Raw genomic sequence first — 18,959 nt, forward strand, 5'->3', positions numbered from 1 at the left:
GCATGCCGAGCAGAGGGGCGAAACGATGGCGACACTGATACACGATCTGATCTTCGAAACGGCGCAGCGCGCCCCCCACGCGCCGGCCCTGTCGTGGCAGGGCGAGGAAATAGGCTATGCCGCGCTGGCGCAGTCCGTGCGCGAGGCGGCCGGCAGTTTGCTGACCCTGGGCTTGCAGCGTGGCGCGCGCGTGGCCGTGTACCTGGAAAAACGCCCGGAAAACGTCAGCGCCATGTTCGGTACTGCGGCCGCCGGCGGCGTCTTCGTGCCCGTCAATCCGCTGCTCAAGCCGGACCAGGTGGCCTACATCCTGGCCGATTGCAATGTGACCATCCTCGTCACGTCGCGCGAACGCCTGGCGCAGCTGGGTCCGGCGCTGGCCGCCTGTCCGGACTTGCGGACGGTGCTGCTGACGGGCGAAGGGCATGCGGAGTCCAGCCTGGACAAGGTCCGCGTGCTGCCGTGGACTGCGGTGCCCACCAATGTGCCCGCCTCTGGTGCGCCCGTACCCAAGCCGCATGCGGCGATCGACATCGATATGGCCGCCATTTTATATACCTCCGGCAGCACGGGGCGGCCGAAAGGCGTGGTGCTGTCGCACCGCAACATGCTGGCGGGCGCGCTCAGCGTGTCGGGCTACCTGCGCAACGCGCCGGAGGACCGCATTTTATGCGTCCTGCCGCTCAGTTTTGACTATGGCTTGAGCCAGCTGACGACGGCGTTTGCCAGCGGCGCCTGCGCCGTGCTGATGAATTATCTGCTGCTGCGCGATATCGTCGAAGCCGTGGAGCAGGAAGCCATCACGGGCCTGGCCGCCGTGCCGCCCCTGTGGGTGCAGCTGTCGCAGCTGAGCTGGCCATTGTCCACGCCCTTGCGCTACATCACCAATTCGGGCGGCGTGATGCAGCGCGCCACGCTCGACAAGCTGCGCCAGTCGCTGCCGCGCACGCAGGTCTACCTGATGTATGGCTTGACGGAAGCGTTCCGCTCGACCTACCTGGCGCCGGAACAGCTGGAGCGGCGCCCCGATTCCATCGGGCAAGCGATTCCCAACGCGGAAGTGCTGGTGCTGCGTCCGGATGGCAGCGTGTGCGACGCGGACGAGCCGGGAGAACTGGTGCACCGCGGCGCGCTGGTGGCGCTCGGCTACTGGAACGATGCGGCGCGCACGGCCGAACGCTTCAAGCCGCTGCCGCCGCAGGCCAGCGGCCTGGTGCTGCCGGAACTGGCCGTCTGGTCGGGCGACACGGTGCGCCGCGATGCGGATGGCTATCTGTATTTCGTGGGCCGCAGCGATGACATGATCAAGACGTCCGGCTACCGGGTCAGCCCGGCCGAGATCGAGGAAGTGGCGTATGCAAGCGGGCTGGTGGGCGAAGCGGCCGCGCTGGGCTTGCCCCACGCCGTGCTGGGCCAGGCCATTGCCTTGCTCGTCACGCCCGCGCCCGGTGTGGAATTGCTGCGCGACAGCGTGCTGGCGGCCTGCCGCGCTCGCTTGCCCAGCTATATGGTGCCGCTGTGGGTGGAAATCCGCAACGGCGTGCTGCCGCGCAATCCGAACGGCAAGATCGACCGTCCCTTGCTGGCCAGGGAACTGGCACGCGCGTATGCGGTCCAAACAGGAGATGCCGCATGAAGGACTTGATTCACTCGAACAATACGGAATTGCCGCCGCACCCACCGCTGCGCCAGTTTGCGGTGGAAAACGACATGCTGCTGGTCGGCGGCATGCCCCTGCGCCGGCTGGCCCAGCGGGTGGGCAGCACGCCGTTCTACGCTTATGAGCGGGCGCACATCGCGCGGCGCGTGGCGCAATTGCGCGCCGCCTTGCCCGCTGGTGTGCACGTGCATTACGCCATGAAGGCCAACCCCATGCCGGCCGTGGTGCAGTGGCTGGCGGGCCTGGTCGACGGCATTGACGTGGCGTCCGGCGGCGAACTGGCCACCGCGCTCGATACGCCCATGCCGGCCGAACGCATCAGTTTTGCGGGGCCGGGCAAGAGCGACGCAGAACTGGCGCGGGCCGTGGCGGCTGGCGTGCTGATCAACGTGGAGTCTGGCGCCCAGCTGGAAAGGGTGGCGCTGGCCAGTGAACGGCTGGGCGTGACGGCCAGGGTGGCCGTGCGCGTGAATCCCGATTTCGCCTTGCGCCGCACGGGCATGCGCATGGGTGGCGGCGCGCAGCCGTTTGGCGTCGATGCGGCCCTCGTGCCGGCATTGCTGGGCCGCATCGGCCAGCTGGGGCTTGATTTTCACGGCTTTCACCTGTATGCAGGTTCGCAAAGCCTGTCGGCGACGGCCCTGGCCGAAGCGCAGGCCCTGAGCGTGCAGCTGGCCCTGCAACTGGCCGACAGCGCGCCATCGCCCTTGCGCACCCTGAATATCGGCGGCGGCTTCGGCATACCGTATTTTCCCGGCGACCAGGCGCTCGACCTGGCGCCCGTGGCCGCAGGCTTGCAGCGGCAGCTCGCCATCCTGGCCCAGGCGGCACCGGGCGCGCGCCTGAACCTGGAACTGGGCCGCTATCTGGTGGCCGAGGCGGGCGTGTATGTGTGCAAGGTGATCGAACGCAAGGTATCGCATGGACAAGTGTTTCTGGTGACGGATGGCGGCTTGCACCATCATTTGGCGGCCTCGGGCAATTTTGGCCAGTTGATCCGCAAGAATTACCCGGTCGCCATCGGCAACCGGCTGCAGGGCGGGGCGCGCGAAGTGGCATCCGTCGTGGGACCGTTGTGCACGCCGCTGGACTTGCTGGCCGACCAGATGGAGATGGCGCGCGCTGAAGAGGGCGACCTGGTAGTGGTGTTCCAGTCGGGCGCGTATGGCTTGACGGCCAGTCCGACGGCCTTTCTCGGCCATCCGCTGCCGGCCGAGGTACTCGTATGAGCGGCCTGTGCGGTTGGTTGGCGATGGCGGGCGGGGGGAGTGCCGGCGGCAGCGCAGCCGATGGCGCAGCGCAGGCCGCCTTGGCCAGCATGGCGGCGCCCTTGTCGCGCTTCGATAGCGCGACAAGGGCCGACAGCTTGAGCGAAGTGGGCGGGGTGGCCGTGGCCGCCATCGACGGCAGCCGTCATGTGTACCAGCAAGATGGCTTGCAGGTGGCCATCTGGGGCCGGCCCGAACTCGACGGCTCGGCGGACGACGTGGCATGCCGCCTCGCTGCCCTGTGGCTGAGCCGGGGCGTGGCGGCCTGCGCCAGCCTGTCGGGGCCATTTGCCCTGGCCATCCTCGACGCCTTTTCCGGCTCGGCCCTGCTGGCAGTGGACCGCGCCGGCATCCACCCCCTCAGCTATGCAAGCAATGCGCAAGGCTTGTTCTTTGCTTCCTCGCATGACGCCTTGCTGGCCCATCCGTCCGTGCGGGGGGCGCTCGATCCGCAAGCCCTGTATCACTATTTGTTCTTCCACATGGTGCCCGGCCCGGCCACGGTCTATCTTGGCCAGCAGCGCTTGTTGCCCGGTGAATACCTGCATGTGCGGGGCGGCAAGCAATGCAAGGGCAGCTACTGGCAACTGGCCTTCCAGGAGCCGGCTGCGCGCACGCGCACGCGGGCCAGCTTTGCCAGCAACAAGCAGGAATTCCTGCGCCTGCTGCGCCAGGCCGTGGAAAGCGGCCTGGGTGCGGATGGGGCGGACACGGGCGCGTTTCTCAGCGGCGGCACGGACAGCTCCACCCTGGCCACCATCATGGGCCAGGTGACGGGCCGGCCCGCGCGCACGTATTCCATCGGCTTTGACGCGCCCGGCTATGATGAAATGGCGTATGCGCGCCTGGCCGCCAGCCATGCGGGCAGCATCCACCACGAACGCTACGTGACGCCAAACGACGTGCTGGCCGCGATTCCCGCCATGGCGGCCATTTTCGACCAGCCTTTCGGCAATGCCTCGGCCATTCCCGCCTACTATTGCGCGCAGATGGCGCGCGAGGATGGCGTGACGCGCCTGCTGGGCGGCGACGGCGGCGATGAATTGTTTGGTGGCAATGAGCGCTATGCGCACCAGGCCTTGCTGTCGCAGTACGAGCGCTTGCCCGTCATGTTGCGCCAAGCCATCATCGAGCCGCTGCTGTTTCGCGAACAGACAAGCAAACCGTGGCGGCTGGGCGACAAGGTGCGCCGCTACATCGAACAGGCGAGCCTGCCGCTGCCTGCCCGCCTCGACAGCTACAACCTGCTGCTGCGCCATGGCCACCGCACGGTGCTGGAAGCGGGTTTTATCGACACCATCGACCCGGGCATGGCGCCCGGCTGCGTGAATGGCGCGTATTGGGAACGCCAAGGGCAGGGCTTGAGCCAGATCAATGAGTTGCTGGCGCTGGACATGCGGTTTACCCTGGCCGACAACGACCTGTTCAAGGTGCGCAAGGCGTGCGAACTGGCCGGCGTGGAAGCGGCGTTTCCCTTCCTGCACGATGCGATGGTGGCGTTCGCTGCGCGCCTGGCGCCGCAGGATAAGCTCGACGGCATGCGGCTGCGGCCTTTCTTCAAGCGGGCGCTGGCGGAAATCCTGCCGCCGGCCATCGTGCGCAAGAAAAAGCACGGCTTCGGCTTGCCTTTCGGCCAGTGGCTGCACAGCCACGTGCCGCTGCGCGAGTTTGCCTTCGACAATCTGACCCAGCTGCGCGGACGCGGCATCGTGCGGCCCGCCTTCATTGACGATCTGCAAGGGCGCTTGCTGGCGGAACACCCTGCCTATCACGGCACCATGGTGTGGCTGCTGCTGATGCTGGAACAGTGGCTCAGCCAGCATCCGGGCGCACTGGGTGCGCTTGCCGGCGGTTTTGCCGCATGCGCCACAGAAACGCCAGCCGTCCTCGATCCCACGGCGTAAAGCGGGGCAGCTGCAGCAGGTCGAGTCCCGCGCCGGGGCGTGCCACGCCCCAGTCCGTGGCGACGGCCGCCTGGAAACCGAGGTCTTTGACCATGGCCACGTGCGGCGCGCCGTAGTCGCGTCCGGCCTTGCCATTCGGATAGGCAAACAGGGAGACGGGCGCCTGGATCAGCGCTTCCAACTGGTGCTTGCCATGGGCGATGTCGCGCTGCGCCGCCCGCTCCGCCAAGGTGGACAGAATCGGATGGCTGGCCGTGTGCGCGCCCAGTTCCATGCCGGCCACATGCAGCTGGCGCAGCTGCGCCGTGCTCAGCATCGCCGCCGGGCCTGCCGTGGCGCCCGCCTGGCGGCGGATCTGCATGGCCAGGTGCTGGCGGCGGGCAAATGGCTGGTATTTGAGCTGGCCCAGCAGGGTGGCGATGGCCGCCTGCCGCTGTGCCAGGCTGGCGATGGGGAGCAGCCCCAGCGCATGTTCCTGCAAGTCCAGCACGGGACCCGGCGCGTGGCGCACGGCGTCGATCACCGCGTCGTTCCACATCTGTCCGCCGTCCAGATAGCCCGTGGCGATAAAGAATGTGGCGTGCAAGCCATGGCGTTGCAGCAGCGGCAGGGCCACTTGCGCATTGTCCGCATAGCCATCGTCAAAGGTGATGCAGGCGGCGCGCGGCGGCAGGCTGCCATCCTGCAAGCGCCGCACGGCATCGCTGAGCGGCAGCGGCGTATAGAAACGTTGCAACAGGCGCAGCTGGCGCTCGAACAGGGCCGCATCGACTTCGCCGGGAAACAGCGGATCGGGCCGTGCCAGCACGCGGTGGTAGATCAGGATGGACAGCGTTGCCGTCATGGCTGCTCCGCCACCGTTGCCCGCGCCTTGGCCGGGCGGGATGCAAGGGCCGGCGCCTGCTGTTCGACGATGATGCGCGTGGCGATCAGGGCTGCCATCAGGTAATACGGCATGTCGAAGTACAGCAGGCTGAGGAAGGCACCCCCCACGGCAAAGCCGATCAGGCTGGCCTGGCTCATGGTGGCCAGGCCGTGCGCCCAGCGCAATTCCGGCTTGCCCCGCGTGCGGCGGATGATGGCGGCCGCCGTGCGCCAGGTGGCGATGCCCAGCGCCAGGTAAATGAAGAGGCCGACGAAGCCGTGTTCGCCCAGCGCCTGGAAATAGATGCTGTGCGCCGCATGCACATCCGTGGGAATGGGCGCATAGCGGGCAAAGATGGCGGCGTCGGAGACGTCGAAGCCGCCGCCGATAAAACGGTCGCGCGCCAGGTTCCAGGCCATGCGCCAGGCATTCAGGCGGCCCATGGCGGACACATCGTCCTGATACGTGTTGATGGTGTCCATGCGTTCGGCCCAGCGCTCGGGCATGAAGGCCAGCAACAGCGGCGTGACCGTGCCGAGCAGCGCGCCCAGCACCATCTTGCGCTCGCTTTTCAGCCACATGAACAGGCCCATGGCGGCGATGGCCAGCAGCGCGCCGCGCGAATACGAGCCCAGCGCGGACAGCGCGGACAGCAGCATGGCCGCCGACAGGCCGTGGCGATGCCAGCGCTTGTCCGTGTTTTGCTGCAGATAATACATGAGGGGGATGGTGATGATCAGGGCCAGGGCCAGCGCATTGTTATCGCCAATAAATGTTTCTTCCGGCCCCCAGACCCGCTCCGTGCCGCCGCTGCGGATGGTGAAGATGCCGCCTTTCACGCCGTAGTAGCCGATCGAAACCACCAGCACCCAGACCAGGCGCACGATGTCGCGCCGCGTGCGTATCACCATCATCACCACAAAGCTCATCAGCATGATCTTCATGACCTTGTTCCACTGCACCCACGACGACTCGGGCAGCAGGGCGAACGGCGCCGTCAGGTTCATCCACGCGACGAACAGCAGCAGCAGCACGCTGATGGGCGTCAGGGGCAGGTTTTTCGGCTCGCGCGTCATTACGAGGCTGACCAGGGTGGCGATGGCGATGATGAAGGCGAACGGCATGTGGGTGGCGAAACCCCAGCCTTGCGTGTGCGGGTTCATGACGCTGACCCAGACCCACATCAGGCCGCCGATGGCCGGCGCCTTCAGGATGAAGGGCAGCGAACCCAGGATGATGACGGTAATCAGTATGTCGCGCATGAAGGGGGACGCTCCTGGTGTTGCCCGGGTTGGCAAGGTCTTGATGCCTGTCAACGGGCTGGCGGGCAGGCTCAGTACACTGGATCAATACCGCTCGGCGTTGTTGAAACTGCCAATCAGTTTTGTCATGGTAAGACCAAGGAGGCATGTCCTTGTTGACCGTTCTCATGGCGACCTATAATGGCGCCGGCACCTTGCCCCAAGTATTGCGCGCCTACATGGGACTGCGCGCGCCCGCGGGCGGCTGGCGCCTGGTCATCGCCGACAATGGCAGCACTGACGCCACGGCCCGGGTGATCGCCGCCTTCCGCGGGCGCTTGCCCTTGAGCTATATCTATGTGGCGCGGCGGGGACGCAGTCCGGCCCTGAACGGCGCCGTCGAATATGCCTTGCGCCTGGGCGGCGACGGCGGTGAGCTGTTCGTCTTTGGCGACGACGACGCCATGCCCGCATCCGACTGGCTGTGCCGCTTGCAGGACAGCGCGCGCCGCCATCCTGGCTACGCGCTGTTCGGCGGCGCCATCGTGCCCGCCTGGCGCGAGCGACCTGCGCACTGGCTGCTGCGCCTGACCCCTGTCGGCTTGACGTGGGGCATTACCAGCCCCGACCTGCGCGACGCCCCCATCTATCCGGGCCTGGTCTGGGGCGCCAACATGGCGATACGCCGCCGCATCTTCGAGGCGGGCGCCCGCTATGACGAAAGCATCGGCCCGCAGGGCGCCAATTACGCCATGGGCAGTGAAACCCGGCTCAACCTGGAGATGCATGCGGCCGGCAACCCTTCCTGGTTCTGTCCGCAGGCGAGGGTGGCGCACATCATCCGCATCCCGCAAGTGCAGCGCGCCTGGATACTGCGCCGCGCCATGCTGTTTGGCCGGGGCCAATGCCGGCTGGCGACATTCGAACCCAGCGTGGAGTGGCTGGGCGTGCCCCGCTGGATGCTGGGCAGATATGTGCGCGATACCCTCGGCGCCGTGCGGGCCTGGCTGCGGCGCGACCACGCCGACCTGTTCCTGCGCCAGTGGGAACGGGCCTGGCTGCGAGGCTTTTTTCATGAAGCGTGGCGGGGACGGCGCAAGCGCCTGCCGCGCATCGTCATCAGCAGTTATTCGGGCGAGCTGGGCGGCATGGAGCTGCGCATGGCGCAAGAGGCGAAAGTGCTGGGCGCGAGCGGCTATGACAGCGTGCTGGCCCTGCGGCGCTTTCCCGGCTTTACGCACTGGGCACAGGGCCTGCGCGCGCAGCGCTTGCAGGTGCAAGTGTATGAACCGCCCTTGTTTCTCGAACACTGGGCCTGGCGCCGCTGGAATTGGCTGCGCGCCAGGCTGACGGGTGCGTGGCGGCTGCGGCGGCTGCGGCCCGATCTCGTCCACGTGGCGTTTTGCTGGACCAGTTATGGCGCTTCCATCTTGTGGCTGGCCCGGCAATGCCGCTTGCCGGCCGTGATCAGCGTGCACAATGCGTTTCCCCTGGAAGCCTTCAGCGATTGGCAGCGGCCCCGGCTGCAGGAAGCGTTCCGCAGCGTCAAGGGCGTGTATGCCGTGTCGCCGTCGGCCATGCGGCATTTCCTCGACCTGTACCGTGACATGCTGGCGCCGCAGACGCGGCTGGCCATCATTCCCAATGGCGTCGATACGGACACTTTTGTTGTTTCGCCCGAACGCCGGATGCTGGCGCGGCAGCAACTCGGGTTGCCGCCGGACGCGCTCGTGCTCGGTTGCGTGGCGAGACTCTCCGCGCAAAAGCGCCCGCAAGCGCTATTGGCTATGTTCGCCCGCCTGGCCGCGCAATTTCCCAGCTTATATTTAGTGCTGGTGGGCACGGGGCCGCTGGACGCCATGCTGCGGCTGCAGGCGCAGCAGACGGGCGTGCAGGAGCGCATCGTGTTTGCCGGTTTCTGGCAGCGCGTCGAGCTGCTGATGCCGGCCTTCGACCTGCATGTGTTGCTGAGCAAGAACGAGGGTTTCGGCATCGCCACCATCGAAGCCATGGCCTGCGGCGTGCCGGCCGTGGGCACGGATGTGCCGGGCACGCACGATATCCTGCACGACAGCGCAGGGGGGCTGCTGCTGCCGTTGGACGATGAGCACGCCGCCTGCGCGGCCGTAGCAGCGCTGTTGCTCGATGCCCCCCGGCGCGCCCGCATGGGACGGCTGGCCCGCGAGGAGACCGTGCAGCGCTACTCGATGCCGCGCCTGGAGCGCCAGCTGCGCCAGTTCTATGCGGGCCTGGTGTAGGCGCGGGCGGCCCGCATGAGCGCCACCCGCCATTCGTTCATTTTCTCGTTCGCCGAAAAATACACGGTGCTGCTGCTGGGCATTGCCGCCACCATGGTGCTGTCGCGCCTGCTGACGCCGGCCGAAGTGGGCGTGTATTCGCTGGGCGCCGTGCTGGTGGCCTTGGCGCAAGTGGTGCGTGATTTTGGCGTGGGGCAATACCTGATCCAGGAAAAGCAGCTCGACACGGTGAAATTGCGGGCCGCGCTGGCCACCAGCCTGCTCGTCGCCTGGCTGCTGGCGGGCCTGGTGCTGCTGGCCAGCGCGCCGCTGGCGCATTTCTATGGCGAACCCCGGCTGACCCTCGTGCTGCGCCTGCTGGCGATCAATTTCCTCCTGATACCGTTCAGCGCCTTGACCTTGCCTATATTGCGCCGGCAACTGCGCTTTCGCGCCATCTACGCCATCAACGCGGCCAATAGCGTCGTCAACCTGCTGGTGGCCGTGCTGCTGGCGCTGCATGGCTACAGTTACATGAGCATGGTGTGGGCGGCGCTGGCCGGCTCCTGCGCTTCGCTGCTGGTGAGCCTGCTGGTGCGGCCCGCAGAGCTGCCGTGGCTGCCGGGACGGCGCGGCATGGGCGATATCGCCCGCTTTGGCGCATATGCGACGGGGGGCGGCCTCGTCGACGAGGCGGGCGTGGCGGCGCCGGACCTCATCATCGGCAAGCTGATCGGCATTGAAAGCCTGGCCCTGTTCGGCAAGGCGCAAAGCGTGCTGAATATCTTCAACCAGGCGATCACCAGCGCGATTTCGCCCGTGGTGTTTCCCCTGTTCGCGGCGCGCGCGCGCGGGGAAGGGGGGCAGGGCGGGGCGGAACTCGTGTATCTGCGCACGATCAGCTACATGACGGCGCTGGCCTGGCCGTTTTTTCTCTTTCTCGCCTGTATGGCTTTGCCGCTGGTCAAGGTGTTGTACGGTTCGCAATGGTTGGCCTGTGTGCCCTTGATCCGCATCATGTGCCTGTCCTCGGCCGTGTATAGCATGTTCAGCATGGCCCGCTACCTGTTCGTGGCGACGGGCCAGCTGCATGCGCAGGTGCGGCTCGATGCCTGCGCGGGCGTTATCAAAGTGGCGCTGCTGCTGGCGGCTGCGCCGTTCGGCCTGGTGGTGGTGGCTTGGGCCGTGGTGCTCAGCAACGTGCTGCGCAGCTGGCTGAACTACGGCTGCCTGCGGCGCTTGAGCGCGCTGGACTGGCGCATCCTGGCCCGGGCATTGCGCAAGAGCCTGCTGCTCTGCGGCGTCAGTGCCGTCGCGCCCGTCGCTTCGCTGCTGTGGCTGCCTGTGGAGACCCCGGCGCTGCTGGCGCTGACGGGCACGGCGCTGGCCACCTTGCTGTGCTGGCTGGCCGGCCTGTTCCTGTTGAAGCATGAGTTCGCTAGTGAGTTTCTGTTATTGCAACGCAAGCTGGCTGGCCGTTGGCTGGCAGTCAAATGCACGAAAGGATGACCATGCGTGTCGGTATCTTGTCCTACCCGATGCTGTTCCAGCGCGACGGCGGCTTGCAGATCCAGGTACGCGAAACCATTGCCGCGCTGAACCGGCTGCCCCAGCTGCCGGCGCGGCCCCTGGAAGTGCAACTAGTGGATGCCAACCATGAGCGGCTGGCCGATTTCGACGTGCTGCACGTGTTTTCGGCGAGCAATGGCACTTACCGCATCATGGAAATGGCCAGCGAACAAGGCGTACCGGTGGTGCTGTCGCCGCTGCTGTCGCCTGGCTGGGGCCGGGCCAGCGCCTGGCGCGCGCGGCTGGCCGACCGGCTGGCGGGACGCCTGACGGAGTGGATGGTGCAGACGAGCTATGCGCAGACGCGGCGCGCCTTGCAGCTGGCCGACGTGGTGATCGCCCTGGGCGAGGCCGAACGCGACGCCATGGTGCAAGGTTTCGGCATGCCGGCCGACGCCGTCCGCGTCCTGCCGAATGGGATCAACCCGCATTTCTTCACGGCCAATGGCGATCTGTTCCTGCGCGAAACGGGCATCGCCGGACCGTTCGTGTTGATGGTGGGCAGCATCTCACCGTATAAAAACCAGCTGGGACTGGCCCAGGCGCTGGCGGGCGCCGGCTTGCCCCTGGTGCTGATCGGCGCCGCGCCGCGCGAACAGCAGGCGTATCTGCAACTGCTGCTGGACTTGCCGCACGTCAGCTGGCTCGGTGCGCTCGACCACGCCGACCCGCTGCTGGCCAGCGCCTACCATGCGGCGTCCGTGGCGGCCTTGCCCAGCCAGGGCGAAGTGTTTCCCTTGAGCGTGCTTGAAGCGCTGGCGGCCGGCACGCCTGTCGTCATGACGGCGCAAAGCGCGCTGGACTTGCCCGATTCCGTCTTCGCGCTGCGCAAGGTGGCCTGGGACGATGGCGCCGCGCAGCGCCAGGCCATCCTCGCATTGCTGGCGCTGCCGCCCGAGCGCGCCCGCGTGCAAGCCCTGGTGGAACGTTTTACGTGGGAACGGGTGGCGGCGCAGATTGCCGAGTGTTATTACCAGGCGCAGTCCTTGCCGGCCAGGAGGCAGCATGCTGTTTAATTCCTTCGCTTTCCTGTTCGGCTATGTGCCCATCGTGCTAGCCGGCTATTTTTTGCTGGACCGCCTGGCCACCGCCGCTGCATCCGCCAGCTGGCGCCGCCTGGCGCCCGCAATTTGGCTGGCGCTCGTCTCGCTGTTCTTCTATGCCTGGTGGGACGTGCGCTACCTGCCGCTGCTGCTGGCCTCGATCTGCGTCAATTACGGCGCCGGCCGCCTGATCGGCGCCAGCGCGGGCGCGGCCCGCAAGCGCGTGCTGGTCGCGGCGCTGGCGCTGAACCTGGGGTTGCTCCTCTACTACAAATATGCGAATTTCTTCATCGACAGCGTGAATGCCATTGCCGCCGGTGCTGGCGCTGCAAGCCTGCCCTTGTCCGGCCTCGATATCATCCTGCCGATCGGCATCTCTTTCTTTACCTTTACGCAGATCGCCTTCCTCGCCGATTGCTACCGGGGCGAGGTGCGCGAATACCGCTTTATCCACTATGTGCTGTTCGTCAGCTATTTCCCGCACCTGATCGCCGGCCCCGTGCTGCACCACCGCGACATGTTGCCGCAGTTCGCCGATCCGGCCAACGCCCATCCGCGCGCCGCCAATTTCGCCATCGGACTGTCGATCTTTACGATAGGCCTGGCAAAAAAGGTGCTGATTGCCGACAACCTGTCGCCGCTGGCCATGCCCGTCTTCGCGGCCGGCGCCGAACCGACCCTGATCGAAGCGTGGATCGGCGTGCTGGCCTACACTTTCCAGCTGTATTTCGACTTTTCCGGCTATTCGGACATGGCCATCGGCCTGTCGCGCCTGTTCGGCGTGAAATTGCCGCTGAACTTCAATTCGCCGTACAAGGCGGCCAATATCGCCGACTTCTGGCGCCGCTGGCACATGACCTTGTCGCGTTTCCTGCGCGACTATCTGTATATTCCCCTGGGTGGCAGCCGGCGCGGCGAGGCCATGCGCTACCGCAACCTGATGCTGACCATGCTGCTGGGCGGCCTGTGGCATGGCGCCGGCTGGACCTTCGTCATCTGGGGCGGCTTGCACGGCCTGTACCTGGTGCTGCAGCAGGCGTGGCAGAGCGCGTTCGGTTCGCTCCGGGCGCGCTGGTGGCCCGCTTGGTGGTCCACCTTGCTGACTTTTTTTGCCGTCATGCTGGCCTGGATTTTCTTCCGCGCGCCCGACGTGGCCACCGCCTGGGACATCACGGGCGCGCTGGTGGGCGCGAATGGCGTAAGCCTGCCGCGCGGCCTGGCCAGCCACGCGGCCAGCCTGGCGCAATGGGGGCTGCATCCGGCCTTTGACGGCATCCGCTGGATCGAACTGGCCGGCCCCGGCTTGCCCGTGCTGCTGGGCGCCATGCTGCTGGCTTTCAAGGCGCCGAATACGCAAGAAATATTCTTTCTTTACGAACCCGCCATTGAAAGAATCTTTCAACCGGCAGGACGCTGGGCCTTCAGCTGGCGGCCCACGCGCCGCTGGAGCGTAGGTTTGGCCGCGCTGTTCGTCGCCTGCATCTTCGGCATGAACCGGGTCACCGAATTTCTCTACTTCCAGTTCTGACCATGGATACCGCCGCCCGCCGCTACCTCACCGGCTTCCTCGCCTGCGTCTTCCTGGTGCTCGGTTCCGTCTCGCTCCTGAACTACCAGGTCGACCCCTACCTGCTGCACCAGTGGGACAGCCCCTTGCTGCAGCGTCCGCGCCAGTTGAATGAAAAGCTCGGCGCCTGGGCCAAGACCTATGCCGTGGCGCGCTACCGGCCGGCCATCATCTACATCGGCAATTCGCGCACGGAACTGGGCTTGCCGACGGGCGTGCGCGCCTTGTTTGGCGGCAAGAGCGTCTTCAACAGCGCCGTGTCGGGCGCCTCGATCGGCGACGCCATCCGCCTGGCCGAGCATGCGGCCAGGGTCAGCCGCGTCGAGACCATGGTGTGGGGCATCGACGCGCCCACTTTTTCCCTGGACATGGGCGCGGCGCGGGTGGAAGACAGCCTGACGGGCGCCGAGCATGGCTTTTTCGCCCGGCGCGCCCTGGTCAACCTGAAGCGCGGCCTGACCCTGGACATGACGGAGGACAGCGTGCGCATCCTCACCGGCAAGGCCGGCGATGTCTGCCGCTCCAACCTGGCCTTGTATGGACAACGCGACGAGACGTGCACCCGCAAGGGCATGCGGCACTGGCTCGGCACGAAGGACGCCATTCCCGTGCGCCTGCAGGAGTTCGGCGATGGACTGGGGCCGACGCCGCCATCGACACTGGCGCTCGACGCCAGCATCGGCAAGTTGTGCCGCAGTGGCCTGCGCCTGCGCCTGTATATCAACCCCACGCACGCGCTGACCTTGTATGCGCTGCACTGGCGCGGCAAGTGGGATGCCATGCAGGCTTGGCAGCGGGGACTGGTGCAGCTCGCCGGGCGCCACCGCCAGCAGGGCTGCGACGTGCGCCTGTATGATTTTTCCGGCTTTAACAGCATCACGACGGAAGCGACCCCGCTCGTCAGCGGCAAGCCCGAGATGCATTATTACTGGGAGGTGTCGCACTACCGGGACAATGTGGGCCGCTTGATCCTGGCCCGCCTGTTTGGCGGCGACACGCCGCCGCCGGCCGACTTCGGCGTGGAGCTGACGCAGGCCAACGTCGACGCCCACCATGCGGCCGCGCGCGCGGCGCGCGACCGCTATCGCGTGGAACATGCGCGCGAGGCGGCCTATGCGCAGCGGGTGCTGGACGGGCCGCTGATCCGGCGTTGAAGCAAGGAGGAGTCATGCCGTTTCATTCGTTCCCATTCCTGTCCCTGTTCATCGCCGGCAGCTGCCGCATGCGGCGGGTCGCCGAGTTTCCCTATTTCCGGTGCTGACCATGGATACCGCCGCCCGCCGCTACCTCGCCATCTTCTTTGCCTGCGCCCTGGCCGCGCTGGCACTCGTTTCCGCCGTCAATTACCGCGTGGACCCGTATCTGCTGCACCAGTGGGACAGTCCCGCGGTGCAGCGCCTGCGTCCCACGTATGAAAAGCTCGCAGTGTGGGGCAAGACGTATGCCGTGGCGCGCTACCGGCCCGCCGTCGTGTATATCGGCAATTCGCGCACGGAAATGGGCTTGCCGGCCAGCAGCATGCGTACTTTGTTCGATGGCAAGAGCGTCTTCAACAGCGCCGTCTCGGGCGCCTCGATCGGCGACGCCATCCGCCTGGCCGAACACGCGGCCAGGGTCAGCCATGTCGACACCATGGTGTGGGGCATCGACGCGCCCTCGTTTTCGCTGGAACTGGGATCGGCCGGCGTGGAGCCGGGCTTGACGGACGGCGGGCCCGCCTTTTTCGCGCGGCGTGCCTTGCTCAACATCAAGCGCGGCCTGACGGTTGACATGACGCGCGACACCTGGCGCATCCTCAGCGGCAGCTATGACGGCGCCTGCCTCTCCAGCCTGGCCCTGCACGGCCAGCGCGACCAGTCCTGCATCACCGCCCGCAACCATGGCTGGGTCGGTACGGCGCGCGCCTTCACGCCGAGGCTGCAGGAATTCGGCGATGGCCTGGGACCGACCGAACCGGCCCTGCATGCCTTCGATACGAGCGTCGGGAAACTGTGCCGTGGCGGCACGCGCTTGCGCCTGTACATCAATCCCACGCACGCGCTCACGCTGGACGCCCTGTACTGGCGCGGCAAGTGGGATGCCATGGAAACATGGCAGCGCGACCTGGCGCAGCTGGCCGGCCGCCACCGGCGCCTGGGCTGCGACGTGCGCCTGCTTGATTTTTCCGGCTTCAACAGCATCACCAGCGAACCGATCCCGCAAGTGACGGGCGCGCGCGAGATGCGCTATTACTGGGAAGCATCGCACTATCGCGAGAATGTGGGCCGTTTCATCCTGGCGCGCCTGTTTGGCGGCCCGCTGCAGCCGCCGGCGGACTTCGGCGCGGAGTTGACTGAGTCCGGTATCGCGGCCCACCAGGCGGCCACGCGCGCCGCGCGCGAGCGCTACCACGCGCAGCACGCCAAGGAAACGGCCTACCTGCGTCATGTGCTGACCTTGCCCCGCGAACCCAAATAGCCTGCGGCAGGTGCCAGGCGTACAGCGTGGGGCAGGGCGCATGCGCTATGATGATGTTTTGCCATCCAGCAAGTTCCAGGACTCCCCATGAAAATCGCCTTCTTTGCCAGCCAGCCCTACGACCGCCGTTTCTTCGATGAAGCCTTGCCGTCCCAGCCCGACGCTGCCGGCATTGAACTGGTCTACCACAGCGCCTTGCTGAGCCAGGAAACCGTGGTCCTGGCGCAAGGCGCCGACGCCGTGTGCGTCTTCGTCAACGACGTGCTCGACGCGCCCGTGCTGGAATCCCTGCATGGCTACGGCGTGCGCGCCATCCTGCTGCGCTGCGCCGGCTACAACAACCTCGACCTCGAAGCGGCCAGGCGCCTGGGCCTGTTCGTTGCCCGCGTGCCCGCGTATTCGCCGGAAGCCGTGGCCGAATACACGCTGGCCCTCGTGCAAACCCTGAACCGCCACACGCACCGCGCCTACGCCCGCGTGCGCGAAGGCAATTTCTCGCTGGACGGCTTGCTGGGCGCGACACTGCACGGCAAGACGGTCGGCATCGTCGGCACGGGTAAGATCGGCCTGGCGACGGCGCGCATCTTCAAAGGGTTCGGTTGCACGGTGCTGGGCCATGACCCGTATCCGGCGCCCGCGTTCGCGCAGCTGGGCACGATGGTGGAATTGCCGCAACTGCTGGCCGAATCCGACATCGTCTCGCTGCATTGCCCCTTGATGGAAAGCACGCGCCACATGATCAGCGAGGCAACCTTGCCGCTGATGAAGAAGGGCGCCATGCTGGTGAATACCTCGCGCGGCGGCCTGATCGACACGGGCGCCGTCATCGAGGCGCTCAAATCGCGCCAGCTGGGCTCCCTGGCCATCGACGTGTACGAGCAGGAAAGCAATCTGTTCTTCCAGGACCGCTCGTCCGACATCATCGACGACGATATCTTCCAGCGCTTGATGACGTTCCCGAACGTGCTGGTGACGGGCCATCAGGGTTTCTTCACCATCGAAGCGCTGCGCGAGATCGCCGCCATCACGTATCACAACCTGGCGTGCTTCCGTCAGGGCAAGGCTTGCGGGAACAGCGTACTAGCCAGCTGACACCTGCTTTTTAGGCTTGGGCGGCGGCTTGGGTTTCGGCAGCGGCAAGGCATCGGCCGTGCGCCGCGCCAGCTGGCTCAGCCAGTCGCGCTCATCCCACAGCCCGCCATCGATGAGGAAATACGGCTTGGCTTGCGGATAGGGCGGCGCTTCCTGCAGCGTGCCTTGTGCGCCGATCCAGGCGCGTCCCGCATCCGTCGGCTTGATGAACAGCTGGTCGTCGGCGACGATGGCGAACATCTTGCCGTCGCAATACAGGCCGTATTCGCCAAACATTTTTTTTGCGCTGAGGCTGCCCGCGCCCGCCATCTGGTCGAGCAAAAAATCCACCGTGCCTTGCTGTGATGCCATGTCGTCCTCCATGTGAAAGAACAGTGTAGCGCACTGGCAAGGATTCGCCGGCGCGGCTACACTACGGCCATTGATTTTTTCGCATGACCTATTTTCCATGACACCCGAGCATATTATTCACCGCGGCATCAGCATTACCACCCTGGCCGCAGGCGACGCCATCGAAACCCATTGCGCACCGGGCCACACGGCCATCCGCGAGCAGGCCGACGGCTGGTGGCTGTACTTTGTCGACGAGGATGGCAAGGTCGACGGCTACGACAGCCCGTTCGCCAGCCACGCCGAAGCGCTGTGGGCGGCCAAGGCCGCAGCCGAGTTCAGCGCGCAATGAAGGCCAGTCCCTGGGCTTTCCTTGGCTTGCCGCAAGCCCCCGTGCCGGAAGCGGAAAGCGCGGACTACGGCGCCTGCCGCGCCGACCTGCATGGCAAGCGCCTGGTCTTGCGCGTGGCCAAGACCACGCCGACGAAAACGGGCCAGTTCGTCACCGTCTGGAAGCGCCCCCATCCCGAAGCCGACATCGCCCCGCTGGACGAAGCGGATCCTGTCGATGTCGTCATCATTGCCGTGGCCGACGACGATGGCGCGCGGCATGGCTTTTTCATTTTTCCGCGCAGCGTGCTGCTGGAACGGGGCGTGATGTCGCGCGCCGGCCAGGGCGGCAAGCGCGCGCTGCGCGTGTATCCGCCGTGGTGCGCGCCGGAATCGATCCAGGCATTGCGCACGCAGCGCTGGCAGGCGGGGTGTTTTGTGGCGGCAGGGGATCAGCAAAGGCTGGAGCAGATGTTCGGGCAGTAATTGTTTCCGTGTCCCCTTGAATGTATCCGCGCCTTGAAAAACCTCGTTTTGTCATGATGGCAATAAAATTCATGCTGAGGCACGCTATTGGCCGCGAGCGGATGGTCGGGCACCGTGTGAAGTGCATGAGTTAATGTGATTCCGGGGCCGCTATGGCGTACTTCACCCGGAATATTAAAAATGGAGAGAGCATGGAAGGTCCTGATCCAAACACCACATATCCAATGCCTGGATTCCCGCAAATCTGTTTTCTAAAGAATATCATCACCCGCCCCAATATTGAAATCGGCGATTACACCTATTACGACGATCCGGACGGCGTCGAGCATTTCGAAGACAATGTCCTGTACCATTTCCCGTTCATTGGCGATCGCCTAAGAATCGGCAAATTCTGCGCGATCGCGCGTGGGGTGAAGTTCATCATGAACGGCGCCAACCATCAAATGAACGGGATTTCAAGCTATCCATTCTTCATTTTTGGCAATGGATGGGAAACTGCACGGCCTGTCGAGGGAGAATTGCCATATAAAGGCGATACGATTATCGGCAGCGACGTTTGGATCGGCTACGACACGCTCATCATGCCTGGGGTACGGATCGGCGATGGCGCTATCATCGCAGCGCGCTCGGTTGTCACTGCCGACATCCCGCCCTACGCCATCGTCGGCGGCAATCCGGCACGTGTCGTCCGGGAGCGTTTCGATTCCGCTTCTGTGCAACGGCTATTGGACATCGCCTGGTGGGATCGCCCGGCAGAATGGATAGGCCGGCACCTCGACCTGATCCGCGGCGGGGACGTTGACGCGCTGTATGCCGCCGCCCGGTAGGTCCTGCATGGCCGGCAGCAGCCGGCCAGTAACGGACTGGAAAAAGCAACGATGATCAGGATACGCAGAGGAGGACAAGTGAC

The 18,959-nt window shown here is 65.8% G+C and carries 16 protein-coding genes; 13 read left to right on the forward strand and 3 right to left on the reverse strand.

What is annotated here, in order from left to right; translation table 11 throughout:
- The first annotated feature begins 25 nt into the window (after positions 1-25).
- From U0004_RS15205 to U0004_RS15215, 3 genes are read left to right on the forward strand one after another with little or no spacing between them, the layout of a single operon-like run.
- Positions 26-1,636 carry an acyl-CoA ligase (AMP-forming), exosortase A system-associated gene (locus U0004_RS15205; RefSeq protein WP_070254456.1) on the forward strand — a complete coding sequence of 537 codons (1,611 nt, stop codon included), beginning with the start codon at positions 26-28 and terminating at the stop codon, positions 1,634-1,636.
- Positions 1,633-2,889, forward strand: a complete 1,257-nt coding sequence (locus tag U0004_RS15210) for a pyridoxal-dependent decarboxylase, exosortase A system-associated (RefSeq protein WP_070254374.1) — start codon at positions 1,633-1,635, stop codon at positions 2,887-2,889. Before U0004_RS15205 ends, U0004_RS15210 begins: the two co-directional genes overlap by 4 nt.
- Positions 2,886-4,832, forward strand: a complete 1,947-nt coding sequence (locus U0004_RS15215) for an asparagine synthetase B family protein (protein ID WP_070254375.1) — start codon at positions 2,886-2,888, stop codon at positions 4,830-4,832. Before U0004_RS15210 ends, U0004_RS15215 begins: the two co-directional genes overlap by 4 nt.
- On the opposite strand, the gene U0004_RS15220 is transcribed toward U0004_RS15215, so the two are convergent.
- Both U0004_RS15220 and U0004_RS15225 read right to left on the reverse strand, forming a co-directional pair.
- Complete coding sequence (locus U0004_RS15220) at positions 4,741-5,676, reverse strand: polysaccharide deacetylase family protein (RefSeq protein ID WP_070254376.1); 936 nt, start codon at positions 5,674-5,676, stop codon at positions 4,741-4,743. The two genes, U0004_RS15215 and U0004_RS15220, sit on opposite strands and share 92 nt — an antisense overlap.
- Complete coding sequence (locus tag U0004_RS15225) at positions 5,673-6,959, reverse strand: putative O-glycosylation ligase, exosortase A system-associated (protein ID WP_070254377.1); 1,287 nt, start codon at positions 6,957-6,959, stop codon at positions 5,673-5,675. Before U0004_RS15225 ends, U0004_RS15220 begins: the two co-directional genes overlap by 4 nt.
- 152 nt (positions 6,960-7,111) lie before the next feature.
- Between U0004_RS15225 and U0004_RS15230 the strand changes: the two genes are divergently transcribed.
- The 7 genes from U0004_RS15230 to U0004_RS15260 all read left to right on the forward strand — a co-directional run bounded on the left by U0004_RS15230 (position 7,112) and on the right by U0004_RS15260 (position 16,903).
- Positions 7,112-9,196: a glycosyltransferase gene (locus U0004_RS15230; RefSeq protein ID WP_231958250.1), complete on the forward strand. Its 2,085-nt coding sequence runs from the start codon at positions 7,112-7,114 to the stop codon at positions 9,194-9,196.
- 15 nt (positions 9,197-9,211) lie between these two features.
- Complete coding sequence (locus U0004_RS15235; RefSeq protein WP_070254379.1) at positions 9,212-10,684, forward strand: lipopolysaccharide biosynthesis protein; 1,473 nt, start codon at positions 9,212-9,214, stop codon at positions 10,682-10,684.
- Positions 10,685-10,686: 2 nt separating this feature from the next.
- On the forward strand, positions 10,687-11,760 hold the full coding sequence (locus U0004_RS15240) for a glycosyltransferase family 4 protein (protein ID WP_070254457.1): 1,074 nt from the start codon (positions 10,687-10,689) through the stop codon (positions 11,758-11,760).
- A complete protein-coding gene (locus U0004_RS15245) occupies positions 11,750-13,315 on the forward strand; it encodes an MBOAT family O-acyltransferase (RefSeq protein ID WP_070254380.1) in 1,566 nt (521 codons plus the stop codon). Before U0004_RS15240 ends, U0004_RS15245 begins: the two co-directional genes overlap by 11 nt.
- 2 nt (positions 13,316-13,317) lie before the next feature.
- Complete coding sequence (locus U0004_RS15250) at positions 13,318-14,508, forward strand: hypothetical protein (protein ID WP_070254381.1); 1,191 nt, start codon at positions 13,318-13,320, stop codon at positions 14,506-14,508.
- A gap of 109 nt (positions 14,509-14,617) precedes the next feature.
- The gene (locus U0004_RS15255; RefSeq protein WP_070254458.1) at positions 14,618-15,811 is read left to right on the forward strand and encodes a hypothetical protein; all 1,194 of its coding nucleotides are present in this window, start codon (positions 14,618-14,620) and stop codon (positions 15,809-15,811) included.
- 87 nt (positions 15,812-15,898) lie between these two features.
- Complete coding sequence (locus tag U0004_RS15260) at positions 15,899-16,903, forward strand: 2-hydroxyacid dehydrogenase (RefSeq protein ID WP_070254382.1); 1,005 nt, start codon at positions 15,899-15,901, stop codon at positions 16,901-16,903.
- Here U0004_RS15260 and U0004_RS15265 read toward each other — a convergent pair.
- The gene (locus tag U0004_RS15265) at positions 16,892-17,254 is read right to left on the reverse strand and encodes a TfoX/Sxy family protein (RefSeq protein WP_070254459.1); all 363 of its coding nucleotides are present in this window, start codon (positions 17,252-17,254) and stop codon (positions 16,892-16,894) included. The two genes, U0004_RS15260 and U0004_RS15265, sit on opposite strands and share 12 nt — an antisense overlap.
- A gap of 97 nt (positions 17,255-17,351) precedes the next feature.
- On the opposite strand from U0004_RS15265, the gene U0004_RS15270 reads away from it, so the two are divergent.
- From U0004_RS15270 to U0004_RS15280, 3 genes are all read left to right on the forward strand, one after another.
- A complete protein-coding gene (locus U0004_RS15270; RefSeq protein ID WP_070254460.1) occupies positions 17,352-17,585 on the forward strand; it encodes a hypothetical protein in 234 nt (77 codons plus the stop codon).
- Entirely contained in the window at positions 17,582-18,049 is a 468-nt protein-coding gene (locus U0004_RS15275; protein WP_070254383.1) for a MepB family protein, read from the forward strand. Before U0004_RS15270 ends, U0004_RS15275 begins: the two co-directional genes overlap by 4 nt.
- Positions 18,050-18,240: 191 nt before the next feature.
- A complete protein-coding gene (locus U0004_RS15280) occupies positions 18,241-18,876 on the forward strand; it encodes a Vat family streptogramin A O-acetyltransferase (RefSeq protein ID WP_071653637.1) in 636 nt (211 codons plus the stop codon).
- Positions 18,877-18,959 lie beyond the last annotated feature (83 nt).

Source organism: Janthinobacterium lividum, from assembly GCF_034424625.1.
Taxonomy (GTDB): domain Bacteria; phylum Pseudomonadota; class Gammaproteobacteria; order Burkholderiales; family Burkholderiaceae_D; genus Janthinobacterium; species Janthinobacterium lividum.

Bases quoted from the DNA above. Each gene is read 5' to 3' on its own strand.
- U0004_RS15260 (WP_070254382.1), top strand. From the start codon at position 15,899: ATGAAAATCGCCTTCTTTGCCAGCCAGCCCTACGACCGCCGTTTCTTC.
- U0004_RS15210 (WP_070254374.1), top strand. From the start codon at position 1,633: ATGAAGGACTTGATTCACTCGAACAATACGGAATTGCCGCCGCACCCA.
- U0004_RS15275 (WP_070254383.1), top strand. From the start codon at position 17,582: ATGAAGGCCAGTCCCTGGGCTTTCCTTGGCTTGCCGCAAGCCCCCGTG.
- U0004_RS15225 (WP_070254377.1), bottom strand. From the start codon at position 6,959: ATGCGCGACATACTGATTACCGTCATCATCCTGGGTTCGCTGCCCTTC.
- U0004_RS15280 (WP_071653637.1), top strand. From the start codon at position 18,241: ATGGAAGGTCCTGATCCAAACACCACATATCCAATGCCTGGATTCCCG.
- U0004_RS15235 (WP_070254379.1), top strand. From the start codon at position 9,212: ATGAGCGCCACCCGCCATTCGTTCATTTTCTCGTTCGCCGAAAAATAC.
- U0004_RS15240 (WP_070254457.1), top strand. From the start codon at position 10,687: ATGCGTGTCGGTATCTTGTCCTACCCGATGCTGTTCCAGCGCGACGGC.
- U0004_RS15270 (WP_070254460.1), top strand. From the start codon at position 17,352: ATGACACCCGAGCATATTATTCACCGCGGCATCAGCATTACCACCCTG.
- U0004_RS15245 (WP_070254380.1), top strand. From the start codon at position 11,750: ATGCTGTTTAATTCCTTCGCTTTCCTGTTCGGCTATGTGCCCATCGTG.
- U0004_RS15215 (WP_070254375.1), top strand. From the start codon at position 2,886: ATGAGCGGCCTGTGCGGTTGGTTGGCGATGGCGGGCGGGGGGAGTGCC.
- U0004_RS15220 (WP_070254376.1), bottom strand. From the start codon at position 5,676: ATGACGGCAACGCTGTCCATCCTGATCTACCACCGCGTGCTGGCACGG.
- U0004_RS15205 (WP_070254456.1), top strand. From the start codon at position 26: ATGGCGACACTGATACACGATCTGATCTTCGAAACGGCGCAGCGCGCC.
- U0004_RS15265 (WP_070254459.1), bottom strand. From the start codon at position 17,254: ATGGCATCACAGCAAGGCACGGTGGATTTTTTGCTCGACCAGATGGCG.
- U0004_RS15250 (WP_070254381.1), top strand. From the start codon at position 13,318: ATGGATACCGCCGCCCGCCGCTACCTCACCGGCTTCCTCGCCTGCGTC.
- U0004_RS15255 (WP_070254458.1), top strand. From the start codon at position 14,618: ATGGATACCGCCGCCCGCCGCTACCTCGCCATCTTCTTTGCCTGCGCC.